This is a genomic window from Streptomyces sp. NPDC007945 (assembly GCF_042958885.1).
In the GTDB taxonomy this organism is placed as follows: domain Bacteria; phylum Actinomycetota; class Actinomycetes; order Streptomycetales; family Streptomycetaceae; genus Streptomyces.
This window is the reverse complement of the sequence record NZ_JBIBJV010000008.1, coordinates 292,591-304,970: the sequence shown is the minus strand read 5'-3', so window position 1 is coordinate 304,970 and position 12,380 is coordinate 292,591. Positions and strand designations below refer to the sequence as shown.

Annotated in this window: 12 protein-coding genes; 10 read left to right on the top strand and 2 right to left on the bottom strand. The window is 75.6% G+C overall.

Annotated features, from left to right (window positions below):
* Positions 1-13: 13 nt before the first annotated feature.
* From ACFZCF_RS25460 to ACFZCF_RS25450, 3 genes are all read left to right on the top strand, one after another.
* The gene (locus ACFZCF_RS25460) at positions 14-850 is read left to right on the top strand and encodes a Scr1 family TA system antitoxin-like transcriptional regulator (protein ID WP_391288997.1); all 837 of its coding nucleotides are present in this window, start codon (positions 14-16) and stop codon (positions 848-850) included.
* Positions 847-1,086, top strand: a complete 240-nt coding sequence (locus ACFZCF_RS25455; protein ID WP_391288996.1) for a DUF397 domain-containing protein — start codon at positions 847-849, stop codon at positions 1,084-1,086. Before ACFZCF_RS25460 ends, ACFZCF_RS25455 begins: the two co-directional genes overlap by 4 nt.
* A 102-nt stretch (positions 1,087-1,188) precedes the next feature.
* Positions 1,189-1,977, top strand: a complete 789-nt coding sequence (locus tag ACFZCF_RS25450; RefSeq protein ID WP_388448849.1) for an SDR family NAD(P)-dependent oxidoreductase — start codon at positions 1,189-1,191, stop codon at positions 1,975-1,977.
* Positions 1,978-2,040: 63 nt separating this feature from the next.
* Here ACFZCF_RS25450 and ACFZCF_RS25445 read toward each other — a convergent pair whose 3' ends face one another.
* Both ACFZCF_RS25445 and ACFZCF_RS25440 read right to left on the bottom strand, forming a co-directional pair.
* Entirely contained in the window at positions 2,041-2,178 is a 138-nt protein-coding gene (locus ACFZCF_RS25445) for a hypothetical protein (RefSeq protein ID WP_391288993.1), read from the bottom strand.
* Between the two features lie 455 nt (positions 2,179-2,633).
* On the bottom strand, positions 2,634-3,263 hold the full coding sequence (locus tag ACFZCF_RS25440; protein WP_391288992.1) for a GNAT family N-acetyltransferase: 630 nt from the start codon (positions 3,261-3,263) through the stop codon (positions 2,634-2,636).
* 144 nt (positions 3,264-3,407) lie between these two features.
* Between ACFZCF_RS25440 and ACFZCF_RS25435 the strand changes: the two genes are divergently transcribed.
* The 7 genes from ACFZCF_RS25435 to ACFZCF_RS25405 all read left to right on the top strand — a co-directional run bounded on the left by ACFZCF_RS25435 (position 3,408) and on the right by ACFZCF_RS25405 (position 12,328).
* A complete protein-coding gene (locus ACFZCF_RS25435; protein WP_391288991.1) occupies positions 3,408-3,860 on the top strand; it encodes a pyridoxamine 5'-phosphate oxidase family protein in 453 nt (150 codons plus the stop codon).
* Positions 3,861-3,937: 77 nt separating this feature from the next.
* A complete protein-coding gene (locus tag ACFZCF_RS25430) occupies positions 3,938-4,357 on the top strand; it encodes a hypothetical protein (RefSeq protein ID WP_391288990.1) in 420 nt (139 codons plus the stop codon).
* 222 nt (positions 4,358-4,579) lie between these two features.
* Positions 4,580-6,784 (top strand): hypothetical protein, encoded by a 2,205-nt coding sequence (locus ACFZCF_RS25425; protein ID WP_391288989.1) that lies wholly within the window; start codon positions 4,580-4,582, stop codon positions 6,782-6,784.
* Between the two features lies 1 nt (position 6,785).
* Entirely contained in the window at positions 6,786-8,036 is a 1,251-nt protein-coding gene (locus tag ACFZCF_RS25420; RefSeq protein WP_391288987.1) for a hypothetical protein, read from the top strand.
* Positions 8,033-10,522: a GTPase-associated protein 1-related protein gene (locus tag ACFZCF_RS25415; protein WP_391288985.1), complete on the top strand. Its 2,490-nt coding sequence runs from the start codon at positions 8,033-8,035 to the stop codon at positions 10,520-10,522. The genes ACFZCF_RS25420 and ACFZCF_RS25415 overlap by 4 nt, the downstream gene beginning before the upstream one ends.
* Positions 10,523-10,526: 4 nt before the next feature.
* Positions 10,527-12,128: a hypothetical protein gene (locus ACFZCF_RS25410; RefSeq protein WP_391288983.1), complete on the top strand. Its 1,602-nt coding sequence runs from the start codon at positions 10,527-10,529 to the stop codon at positions 12,126-12,128.
* Complete coding sequence (locus ACFZCF_RS25405; protein ID WP_388448872.1) at positions 12,125-12,328, top strand: hypothetical protein; 204 nt, start codon at positions 12,125-12,127, stop codon at positions 12,326-12,328. The genes ACFZCF_RS25410 and ACFZCF_RS25405 overlap by 4 nt, the downstream gene beginning before the upstream one ends.
* Positions 12,329-12,380 lie beyond the last annotated feature (52 nt).

The following is a 12,380-nucleotide window of genomic DNA, read 5'->3' as shown; positions in this document are numbered from 1 at the left end:
GGGAGGTGGCGGGGTGGCGGACGACGTTCCCAAGGGAAGCGGCGAATCGGAGACGTCCGAGAGTCTGAAGGCGTTCGGGGAAGTACTCAAGGCCTTCCGCAAACGGGCGGCACTCACCCAGGAACAGTTCGCGCCGAGGGTGGGGTACTCGGTTCCGATGGTGGCGTCGATCGAGCAGGGCAGGCGCGCGCCGTCGAAGAAGCTCGTGGACAAGGCGGAGGTGGTGCTGGACGCGTTCGGGGTGATCCGGGCGGCGGCCCGGCCGCTGACGCGCAGGGCGGGGCTGGCGAAGTGGTTCGAGGAGTGGGCGGAGCTGGAGCCGCTGGCGGTGACGTTGTACACGTTCGAGAGCCGGCTGGTGCCCGGCCTGCTCCAGACTCCCGCGTACGCACGGACGCTCTTCGAGAAGCAGCTTCCGGCGATGAGCGACGACAAGATCGAGTCGAACCTGGTCACCCGCATGGAGCGGGCGAGCATCCTGACGGAACGCCCCGAGACGATCTACAGCTTCATCATCGAGGAGCATGCCCTGCGCCGCCAGGTGGCCGACTCAGAGGTCATGCGCGAGCAGATCGACCACATCCTTGACCTGGGCGAACGCCGCAACATCGACATCCAGATCATGCCGCAGTCCCGCGGATTCCACGCCGGTCTCGGCGGCCCCTTGTGTCTCCTCGAAACCGAGGACAACACTTGGTACGCGTACTGCGAAGGCCAGGGAACAGGCCAGCTCAGCTCCGACCCCAAAGAAGTCAGCATGCTCCAGAAGCGGTATGCCAGGATGCGGACACAGGCTCTGTCTGTCGAGGCATCCGTGGGCCTGTTGCGGGAGATCCGAGGAGCACTATGAGCACGACTGAACTGGCCTGGTTCAAGAGCAGCTACAGCAGCGGCAGCGGCGACGACTGCGTCGAAGTCGCCCTCTCCTGGCACAAGTCCAGCTACAGCAGCGGCGACGGCGACAACTGCGTCGAGGTGGCCGCCTGCCCCTCCACCGTTCACGTCCGTGACTCCAAGGTTCCGGACGGGCCGCAGTTCGCGGTGGCGTCGGTCGCCTGGACGGAGTTCGTCGCCCAGCTCGCCTGAGTCGAGACGCGCACCCGCCCACCGAGCCCGGTGTCACGGCCGCCGCCCGTGGCAGCGGGCTTCGGCGTTCCCGGCGCACCGGCGTGTGCCAGGATGCGTGGCATGACCAACGACTCCGCCTCGGCGTACCTCTCCGGCCTCTTCTCGCTCGACGGCCGCACCGCGCTCGTGACCGGGGGGAGTTCCGGGATCGGTCGCGCGATCGCCGGGGCGCTGGCCCGGGCGGGGGCGCGTGTCGTGGTGCTCGCGCGCAAGGAGGCGGAGCTGGTCGCGACCGTCGAGGAGCTGACGGGCGAAGGGTGCCGGGCAGCCTGGGTGAGCGCGGACCTGAGCACGCGGGAGGGGATCAAGGCCGGCGCGGAGGCGGCCGCGGAGGTGTTCGGGGAGCCGGACATCCTGGTGAACTCCGCCGGGATCAACCTGCGCCCGCCCTTCGGGGAACTGGGCGAGGACGTGTGGGACACGACGATGACCGTAAACCTGGAGGCGCCGTTCCTGCTGGGGCAGCGGTTCGGGCCGGGGATGGCCGAGCGGGGCTACGGGCGGATCATCCACGTGACGTCCCAGCAGGCGCACCGCGCGTTCGTGCAGAGCGGGGCGTACGGGGTGTCGAAGGGTGCCCTGGAGTCGCTGGCCCGCTCGCAGGCCGAGGCGTGGTCGGCGCACGGCGTCACGGCGAACACCCTGGTCCCCGGTTTCGTGATGACCCCCCTGAACCAGCGGCTCTCCTCCGACCCCGAGAAGGTCGCGGCGCTGGCGGCCCGCACGATGGTGGGCCGCAACGGCCTCGCCGAGGACTTCGCGGGCGCCGCCGTCTTCCTGGCGAGCCCCGCGTCCGCGTACGTGACGGGCCACTCGCTCTTCGTCGACGGCGGCTTCTCGGTCCACTGAAGCCGCCGCGGCCGACGGCCCGCACCGCGGGGGACGCGGCGCGGGCCGTCCGTCACCGGAGGGTCAGGGTTCGACGGTGACCGTCGACCAACCGCGGTAGAGGGTGTGGTCCGACAGCTTCAGGTAGTCGCCGTCGACGGCCCTGGCGGCTTCCGACGCCTTGTACGTGAGGGTCGTGCGCGCGGCGTCGTCGAAGTACATGGCGTAGGGAGCGGCGCTGAGCGTCGCGGCTCCGGCGGCCTCGGAGAAGAAGAGGTAGTCGAGCGCCCGCCGTCGTGCGCTTCGTCTCCGTCACCGCCGGGCGGTCCGCCCGCAGCAGGTCCGCCCCGCTCTGGGCCAGGCCCGCCATCAGGACGACGGAGAGGGCGACCACGAAGGCCGCCAGGATCCCGCGTATTCTCATCGCTTTCCTCGGATCGACATCGGCAAAGGCGATGACCGCAAGCGCAGCGTGGACATGTCACGCGCGACGGGGTGCGGGCTAGGGCCTGTCGTCAAACTCCCGGCGTCGCCCGGAGGGCGGCCCCGCGGCGTCAGGCGCGTGCTCTCGGCGTGCCGGGCGCGAGGCCTCGTACGGGACGTACTTGGCCTTGTGCCCGGTGCGGCGAGAGTGCGTGCATGGCGTCGTGGGGCAGGCGGGAGTTTGACGACAGGCCCTAGGCGCGGGGGCTGTACACGAAGCCGTTGAGGGGCGCCAGGACCTTCCAGCCGAGGGTCTCGTAGAGCGACCGTCCCGGGACGGTCGCGGCGAGGAGGCCTTCGGTCACGCCGGTGGCGAGGGCGGCGTCGGTGAGGAGGCCCATGACCACCGTGCCGAGGCCCCGGCGCCGGTGCGCCGGTTCGGTGACGATCCGGTCGTAGACGCAGGCGGCGCCGGTCAGGCCGGCGACGCCGGACGCGGCGGGCTCCCCGTCGGCGCCGTGGACGCGTACCGAGACGACGCCGTCGGCGGTCTCGACGGCGGCCGTGTAGCCGTCCGGCGTCCGCGCGGGCGAGGGGCGCAGGTCCACGGCCATCAGGAAGCAGGGGTCGACGGGCTCCCACGCCGCCGGGAACCAGGGCCGCATGGCGTCCGGGGCGAGGAACGCCTTGACGCAGGTGGTGGGTTCGGTGATCGACCCGACCAGGGCGCGGGCGGTGGCTGCGTCCGCGTCGAGCAGCACGTGCCGGACGGTCTGGGTCGGCTGCCCGACGTCGATCCGCAGCCCCCAGGGCACGTCCACCGGCCGGGGAGCCCGCCGGGCCACGGCCCAGCCCTCGACCCACTGGCGTCCTGTCCGCGTCATCGGCCTCCCCCGTCCGTCGCCCGTCACAGGTCTCATTGTGCGGGGCGCGGACCGCACGCGAGAAAGACCGCACAAGATGATCTGCAACGAAACTATCTGCTACGGTCTCCTTGTCTCCACCGGACCACCGAAAGGCCGACCGCCGTGAACGAGCCGACCGCCACCGACCCCGCCACCGACCCCGCCGCGGGCACCACCCGGAACGACGGCCCGGCCCCGCGGGCGCTCACCGACCAGGAGCTCTCCCGGCTGTTGAGCGCGCAGCGGTTCGGCGTGCTCGCGAGCGTCAGGACCACCGGCCACCCGCACCTGACGACCGTCCTCTACGACTGGAACGCCGAGGAACGCGTCCTGCGGGTCTCCTCCACCGCCGACCGCCTCAAGGTCCGCCAGTTGCGCCGCGACCCGCACGCCTCGCTGCACGTCGGCGGCCCGGACGTCTGGTCCTTCGCCGTGGCGGAGGGAGAGGCGGAGATAGTGGACCCGGCCGACGGGGCGACCCCCGGCGCGCAGCCGCTGCCCGACCGGCGCGTGACCATCGCGCTCCGGGTCTCGCGCCTCTACGGGACCGCCCTAGACGTCCCCGGCCGGGACTGACGAACCCCTCCCCCGCACACCCCCTGCGGCCAGCGCTGGCCGTGGCCTCGACCGAGGCCGACACGAGGGGGTACGCCATGACGTACGAGACCGGCACGCTGGTGAGGCTGACCAGGGACGTCCAGGTCGGCGGGGACGGCGGCGCGGCGCGGGGCGGACTCCCCGGTCCGCTGTTCCTGGCCGAGGGCCTGGAGGGCCTGGTCACCCAGGTGGCGAAGGAGACCGGAGGCGGCGCCTCGCCCGCCGCCCAGGCCGCGCTCGCGGAGTTCGACCGGACCGTCCGCGACATCCGGTTCACGGGGTTCACGGGGCACGTGATCGACGACCTCCGCGAGCGGATCGCCCAGCAGGGCGGCGGGTACGGCCCCGGGGGCTCCGCCGGGGCCGGGAACCCACGGCAGGACGGAACGGCCGGGGCCGGCGGTTCCTTCCCCGCGCGGGACGGCGCCGAGGACCGGGCCGAAGAAGGGGACGCCGTCGAGGCGAGGGGGCGCTGAGCCGTGTCGAGGGTCGCGGTCACAGCCTGGCCTGGGGGCGGCCCCTCCGCGTGGGGCATGGCGGAAACGTTTCGTTGGGCCGATCCCCCACCTCAGGACCGCCCTCCGCACCCTCCGCAGCCACTCCGGCACCGTGGGTGATCTGCGGAAAGAAACTGCGCGCGGGCGTTTCTTCTGCTGAGATGATGCCCTTGTGGACCGCACGAGCGCGAAGGACGGGGGATGCGACGGGGGTTCGGAGAAAAGCTGGGCCTGCCCGGCGCCCTGGGTCCGTTACCCCTCGCACCGCTCGCACCCGAGTACGGCAAGCTGACGGAGGGTCAGCGGACCGCGGGACTACGGTACGCGGGAGAAGCCCTGACGGACCCCCAGGAACGGGCCGACGGCAGCGCGTTCCTCTCCGTCCTGGACGGGGTCGCCCTGTGCACGCCCCGCCGACGGCGGCTCGTCGACGAGGCCGCCCTGCTCGGCCGCGCCGACGCGCGGCCCGCGCACGCGCCCGTGCTCCGGCTGCTCGCCGCCATCCGTCGGCAGGACCCGGCGCTGCTCCGCCGCGTCCTCCTCTACCAACTCCTGCCCCTTGCCCGGCAGGGCGCCACCGACCTGGGGATCGACCCCGCCGAACTCGCCCTCCTCGCGAAGGCGTCCCGCGCCCTGCCCGCACTCGACGACCGGCAGCGGACCGCCGCCGAGTCCCTCGCCCCGCTCTGGTCGCGGCGGCGACTGCGGGCCTGCGCCCACGCCGTCACCACCCTCGGGCCCGACGTCCTGCGCGCCGACCCGTGGCTCGGCTCCCTCGACGCGCGGCTGCGGCGGCGCCTCGACCGCTGCGACCGGGAGCTCGCCGCGGCCCGCACCGCCGCCCCGACCGACCCCGCCGGAGCCGAGGCCGGCTATCTGCGGGTCCTCGCCGTCACCTCCGACGACGACGAGGCCGTGCGCGGTCTGATCCGGCTCGGAACCGTCCCCGCCTCCGAGGACGCCCCGCTGACCACCCGCCCGGTCGAGGGCGGCCGGATGGCGCTCGCCTGGCCCGCCCGCCCCGGCACCCGCTGGCGGGTGCTGCGGGACGGCCCCGGCCTGGACCGCGCCACGCCCGTCCCCGGCACCGGCGGGACCGCGACCACCGCCGTCGACGCCGACCCGCCGGTGGGTTTTCGCGTGCGGTACGCCGCCTTCCCCGTGGAGGACGGCAGACCGACCGGCGTCCCGCTCGTGTCCCACCCGCTGCTCGTCGCGCCCGACGCCGAGGAGGCCGCACTGGAGGACGGCCCCGCCCGGATCGCCGTGCGCTGGCGGCGCCCCCGCACCGCCACCGCCACCCTCCTCGCCCTCACCGGCCCCGGCGGCCTCACCCTCCGGCACACCGCCGACCGCGCCGAGGAGCACGTCTTCACCGACCTCGAACCAGGCTTTTACCAGGTCACCCTGACGGCACGTCACCTCTCGCCGGTCGAAGGGACCGTGGACGCCCCGGGGATCCTGCGGACCGCCACCGTCCACCCCTGGCCCCGGGCGCTCACCGCGCTCACCGCCGACGCGGGACCCGAGGAAGGCGTCCGGTTCACCGGGCAGGGCGGCGAGGGCGCCGAGGTGCGGCTCGTGGTCTGGCCCGAGGGGGCCGTGCCCGCGCCCGGCACCGAACTGCGCGCCGACGCGCTGCCCGCCCCGCTGCCCTGGGCCCGCTACGGCGACCCCGTCCCCACCGCGCCGGCCGCCGCCTTCGCCGGGCTCGTCAGCGCCGTCACCGTCCTCGGCGAGCGGGCGCTCGCCGGCCCCGGGGTCCGGCTCGACGTGCCGGGCCCGATCGGCCCGCCCCGCACCGTGCGCGAGCCCGGCGGCCAGGTGCGGCTCGTCTTCGACTGGCCGTCCGGGGCGGGCGCCGTGACCGCCGCCTGGCCCGGCGGCGAACTGCGGATCAGCCGCAGCGCCTACGTCCGCGAGGGGCTGCGACTGCCCCTCGGGACCGGGCCCTCGCACGTCACGCTCAGGCCCCACGTGCCTCAGGACGGGGTCGGGACCCGAGCCGGGGGCGCCGTCGTGGGGGTGCGCCGCGCGCCCGTCGCCGTCGACGTGCCGGGCGAGACCGTGGTGCGGTACCGGCTGCTGACCCGGCGGCGCGGCCTCCAGCGGCGGGTGCCGCACGCCGTCGAGGTGCGCGCCGAAGGACACGACCCGGCCGTTCCGCTGCCCGAACTCGTCCTCGTCCACCGGGCCTCGGTGCGGCCCCGGCACGCCGAGGACGGCACCGTCCTGCTCAGGATCGACGGCGCGTCGCTCGCCCTGACCCCGCACCAGACCCTCGAACTCCCGCCGGTCCCGGACCTGTCCCGCCCGCCGTACGCGCTCCGCGCGTTCCTGCTGGGCGACGGTGCCGGAGCCGTACGCCTCGAAGAACCCGCCCTCACGACCCTGGTGGTGCGCTGACATGACGACGGTGATCTGCCCCTACTGCTTTCACCGCACACAGGCCGCCCGGCTGCCCTACCGCTGCCTGATGGCACGGACCGGCCTGCGCGGCGGCACGCCCTGCGCCCCCGAACGGGACGACGTGTGGGCGGGCTTCACCGGCTCGACGCGCGCCCCCGCCGCGTACATGCGGGGCCCCGTCTTCACCCCGCCGCGCGGCTTCGGCGGGCTGCGCGGAGCCGGGCCGCGCGCCGAGTGCCCGCACTGCGGGGTGCCCACCCCGGTCCGGGTCTGCGCCAACTGCCACAGCGACCTGCCCAGCGACTACTGCGAGCAGGACAGCCGGATCATCGCCCTGGTCGGCGCCAAGGCCTCCGGCAAGAGCACCTACGTGTCCGTGCTCGTCAACGAACTCCGGCACCGGGTCGGCCAGGCGTACGGCGCGGCGCTCGCCGCCATGGGCGACGAGAGCCAGCGGCGCGACCGCGAGATGGCCGAGGACCTGTACGACCGGATGCGGCTGCCCGACGCCACCATCCCCTCCGCCGCCGGCTTCAACGACCCGCTGCTCTACCGGCTGAGCCTGCCCCGCAAGGGCTTCGGCCGCGACGGCAGCCGGCACACCGCCCTCGTCTTCTTCGACGCGGCCGGCGAGGACCTCAAGTCCGCCGAGGCGATGAACCTCTACACCCAGTACCTCAGCGCCGCCGACGGCATCGTGCTCCTCGTCGACCCGCTCCAGCTCGGTGCCGTCCGCGACACCGTCGGCGACCGCGGCGGGCCCGTACCCGCCCGGGACACCCCCGCCCTCCAGATCGCCGCCGAGCTCGCCACCCAGCTCCGCTCGCACGGCCGGGCCGGCTCCCGGGGCCGGGTCGGCACCCCGCTGGCCGTCGCCGTCACCAAGACCGACACCGTGCGCGGCCTGCTCGACCCGCACTCGCCGCTGCTCGGCAACGCCCCGCACACCGGCGGCCGGTACGACCCCGCCGACCGGCTCGCCGTCCACGAGGAGACCCGGTCCCTCCTGGAGGGCTGGGGCTCCGGCGCGCTGTGGCGGCAGCTGGAGCGGGACTTCTCCGAGGTCTCGCTCTTCGGGATCTCCGCTCTCGGCGCACCGCCGCCCGACGACTCCCCCGCCGACGCGCCCGCCACCGGACCCCAGCCCGTGCGGGTCGAGGACCCGCTGCTCTGGCTGCTCGCCCGGCGCGGGCTCCTGCCCGTCGCCAAGCCGCCGCGCGAGAACGGCAAGGGGGTGCCGGTCGCGTGAGCCTCCTCCAGATGCACTACACCTCGGCGCCCCCGGGGCCCGACGGCTCCGGCTTCCGCTTCACCGCCGTCAGCCCCGGCGTGCCCCACGCCGTGCTGCGCGAGGCCGAACAACTCGTCGGCTACGAGCCGCCCCGGGACGCCCCCGCCCGGCCGACCGACGACGAACTCGGCGCGTTCCCCGAGATGTTCGGCTTCACCCGGCTGTCCGACGGCAGCGGACTGCTGAGCCGCACCGTCTACACCGGCGCCGACTACAGCGGCCGCTGGGGCAACTTCCACGCCCACGCCCTGCTCGTGCCCGCCGGCGAGACGCTCCCCGACGACCTGCCGCCCATCGCGATGTGGGGCGCCGCCGAATGGACGGACCGCTCCCCCGAGGGCGGCGCGCCGCCGCCCCTGGAGCGTCTCACCCCGGGACTGCCCGGCGGCCTCGGGGCCACGCTCACCGCGTTCGCCGCCGAGGCCGGACCGCGGCTCGCCGCCCTCCTCGCCGACCTGCGGCGCCTCGCCGAGGACCCGCAGGCCCCGCAGGTGGTCATCGCCGAGCAGGACAGCCGGGACGTCGCCCACTGGCTGATCGTCGCCTGCGCCGCGCTCCCCCGGGACGTCGCCAGGAACCTCACCTTCACCACGTACACCCGGCGGCCCCAGCACGCCCGCCACCAGGTCGTCGGCGTCCGCCCCGAGGACGCCCGGGCCGTCACCGGGCAGCCCCACCGGTACGCCGTCCACGACCGCTCAGACCCGCGCGCCGCACCGCCCGCCACCGACGACGCGTGGGCGCTCACCGCCGCCGCCGTCTGGGCCGCCGGGGCCAACGCGCTCCTCAAGTCGGCCCGCGACCTGCCCGGCGCCGGGCCCTTCGCCGCCGGGCCGCTCGCCGCGCTCGCCCTCGCCCGGGGCGTGCCCGTCCCCGCCGGTGCCGTCGCCGAAGCCGCCCGCTGGGCCGCCGACCACCCCCGCGCCCTGGACGAGACCGCCCTGGAGGCCTTCCTGCGGGCCGTCTGCGAGGAGGGCCGGCCCGGCGCGCTCGCCCCGGACGCCCTCGCCGGACTGCTCGCCGCCTTCCGCGACACCGTCCCGCTCGCCGTCACCGCCCCGGTCACCGCCCGGCTCGTCGCCGCCGCCGTCCACGACAGGGCCGCCACGCCCCCGCCGGTGCCGCCGGGTGCGCTCCCCGAGCCGTACCGCACCCGGCTCACCGGTGAACTCGGCGAACCCGTCCGTGCCGGCATCGCCACCCCCACCACCCCGCTGCGACGGGTCGGCGGGCTCCTCACCACCGCCCGGGCGCTCGGCGTCGAACACGAGGACCTGCTGCCCGGGCTCGCCGAACGCCTCTGCCGCCGCGTCCTGGACCGGGCCGGCGCCGACGCCCACTCCGTCCGGGACGTGCCGGACGTCCTGGCCGCGTCCGAGCCGCTGCGGGTCCGCTTCCTGGACCTCCTGGAGACCCGGGCCGCCGACGACCCGCCGGCCGTGGCCCGCGCGCTGCGCGCCGTACCGCTCCCCCTCGACGGGCCCCTCGACCCGCCCGGGGACCGGCCCCACCTGCGGCTGTGCGCGGCGGCCCGGGAGCCCGACCCCGGCACGGGGAACCGGACCGCGGTCCTGCGCGAACTGCGCGGGGCGGCCGGCGTGGACGGCGCGCCGCCCACGCCGATGGTGCTGCGCACCGCGCTGGCCCTCGTCTGGCCCGACCGCACCCAGACGGCCGCCGAGGCGTCCGCCCTGCTCGACGACGGCGCCGCCCTCCACCAGGCCGCCGGCACCTGGGACGACCTGGTGGCCGCCGCCATCGAGGCGCCCGCGAGCGACTCCGACGCCCCGCTGCTCGCCAAACGGCTCCTCGCCGAAGGCGTCGAGGCGCTCGGCCGGTCCGTCGTCGCCGACCTGAAGCTGCTCTCCCTCGTCCACGCCCTCCAGCACCCCGACGGCGACCCCAGCGTTCCCCACGGCGGCCTCGTCCACCGGGTCCAGGGCCTCTCTCACAACGCCCGGCCCGCCGTCCAGAGGCGGGCCGCGCGCGCCCTCGCGCTGCTGCTGCTCAGGCCGCAGCGTCCCGCCGAGGAGATGAAGGCCTTCGCCGAGAGCAACGACCCGACCCTCATCGACGCCTACGACAAGGCGGCCCGCTCCCCCGTCCTCACCGACTTCCTCGCCGCCCCGCACCGGGTCGCCGACTGCTACGTCGTCTGGACCTCCCACGAGCGCGTCGGACCCCTGTGGGAACTGACCCGCACGGGCCTCCTCGAAGAGGTGCTGCGGCCCGTCGTGCGCCGGCTGCCCGACGACCAGGTCCGGGCGGCGGCCGACCTCGTCGCCCGCCGGGCGCCGTCCCGGCGGGCCGCCTTCGAGGAGTGGTGCCGGCCCGCCGGCGGTATGAGGCAGCTCTTCCGCCGCCTCGGCGGCGGACGGCGGCCCGACAAGGCCCAGGAACCCCGCTGGGGCGACGTCCGGCCGCCGCGCGAAGGCGGGAGGTGACGGCGTGAACGGCGGACAACTCACCGAACTGGTCCTCACCCTGCTCGTCGTGCTGTGGGCCGTCACAGCCCTCCTGGTCTGCGTCGGCAACGCGTTCTGGAAGCTGCTCGCCACCGCCACCAGGGCCGCCGTGGTCGAACTCGGCCCCTTCGACGCGGGCCGCTCCGACCAGCGGGTCATCGCCCTCGACACCGAGCCCGCCCACCCCTCCTACTGGGCGCGGCAGTTGTGGGTCGACACGGCGGGCGTCCTCGGCGCCGGACTGCGGGCCCCCTGGCGGCGGTGGCGGAGCCACTGGATGGCGACCGTCGTCGCCCGCCTGCTCCAGCGCCGCCGGCCCTCCACCGGCGCGCCGGGCGGCAACCCGGTCAGCCGGCTGTGGCTGCTGCTCATGGCCCCCGGCACCGCGCTCGGCGCCACCCTCGCGGTGCTGCTGGTCGCCGTCCTGCACGGCGCCGCGCTGCTCGTCTTCGCGCTGCTGGCCACCCTCGTGTGGGCCGGGTGGCTGCTCGCCGTCGGAGCGCTGCGCGGGGCCGAGCGGGCCTGGCTGCTGACCTTCCGCATCCGGACCGTGTGCCCGCACCCCGGCTGCCACCGGCCGGTGCCGCTGGCCGCCCACCGCTGCACGTGCGGCAACGAGGTCCACCGGGAGCTGCGGCCCGGGCGGTACGGCGTCTTCCGGCACGTCTGCCGGTGCGGGGTCAGGCTGCCCGCCTCGCTCCTCACCGGACGGGCGCGCGTCGCCGCCGAGTGCCCCGCCTGCGACCGGCCGCTGCCGCCGTCCCTCGCCACCACCCGGGTGGTGCACGTGCCCCTGATCGGCGCCTCCTCCTCCGGCAAGACCATGCTGATGGCCGCCGTCGTCGCCGGGCTGCGGTCCTGGGCCACGAGCGGCGCGCTCACCCTCGACTACGCCTCCGACGCCGACCGGCACGACGGCGCCCTCCTCGACCAGCGGCTCAGGGACGACGACTGGGCGCTGAAGACGCAGGGCGACCAGCGGGCCTGGATGATCCTCGTCGGCAGGGGCCGGCGCCGCCGGCTGCTCTACCTGTACGACCCCATGGGCGAGGCCCTCCAGGGTGCCGACCGGCTGCGCGAACAGCAGTACCTCGCCCACGCCGACGGGGTCCTCTTCGTCGTCGACGTCCTCGCCGACCGGGTCGTCCGGCAGCGGGTGGCCGAGGCCGACAGCGGCACCGCCGAGGACGCCCGGCCCGCCGCCCAGGGCCCCGTCGAGACCTTCGACGGGCTCAGCGGCGAACTCACCGCACTCGTCGGACGGAGGGGAAGACTGCCCGTGGCCGTCGTCGTCACCAAACGGGACGTGCTCGACCGGATCGCCTCCCTGCCGCCCGCGGGCGCGCAGATAGACGGCTGGCTGACCGCGCTCGGCCTCGGCGGGCTCGTCCGCAACCTCACCCACCAGTTCGAAACCGCCCGCTACTGGTCCGTCAGCGCCTTCACCGCCACCGGCACCGGTGCCCTCGACCCCGAGGCCCGGCGGGCCGCCGAACCCGTCCTGTGGCTGCTCTCCCGGTCCGGACTGCGGGTCGGCCCGCTCGTCGACGCCCGGCCCGGCGGGACGGGGGTGCGCGCCCGATGACCGTGGTCACCCCCCGGGTCGCCCGCGCCCGGAAGGCCGTACGCGCCCTGCTGACGACGGCCACCGTCCTCGTCCTCACGGCGGCGGCCCTCGGCGCCGTGTACGGGGCGCCCGGGCTGCTCGACGCGATCCTCCGGCTCGCCGAGGACGTCCCCGCCCGCTGGGAGGAGCTGACGGCCACCACCGGCACCTCCCCCTGATCCCCGCGCCCCCGGTCCGACCGACCGTCCCCCGACCACCCGTCCCGACTCC

Coding starts and splice junctions, on each gene's coding strand:
- ACFZCF_RS25455 (WP_391288996.1), top strand. CDS start 847: ATGAGCACGACTGAACTGGCCTGGTTCAAGAGCAGCTACAGCAGCGGC.
- ACFZCF_RS25450 (WP_388448849.1), top strand. CDS start 1,189: ATGACCAACGACTCCGCCTCGGCGTACCTCTCCGGCCTCTTCTCGCTC.
- ACFZCF_RS25445 (WP_391288993.1), bottom strand. CDS start 2,178: ATGTACTTCGACGACGCCGCGCGCACGACCCTCACGTACAAGGCGTCG.
- ACFZCF_RS25440 (WP_391288992.1), bottom strand. CDS start 3,263: ATGACGCGGACAGGACGCCAGTGGGTCGAGGGCTGGGCCGTGGCCCGG.
- ACFZCF_RS25430 (WP_391288990.1), top strand. CDS start 3,938: ATGACGTACGAGACCGGCACGCTGGTGAGGCTGACCAGGGACGTCCAG.
- ACFZCF_RS25425 (WP_391288989.1), top strand. CDS start 4,580: ATGCGACGGGGGTTCGGAGAAAAGCTGGGCCTGCCCGGCGCCCTGGGT.
- ACFZCF_RS25420 (WP_391288987.1), top strand. CDS start 6,786: ATGACGACGGTGATCTGCCCCTACTGCTTTCACCGCACACAGGCCGCC.
- ACFZCF_RS25405 (WP_388448872.1), top strand. CDS start 12,125: ATGACCGTGGTCACCCCCCGGGTCGCCCGCGCCCGGAAGGCCGTACGC.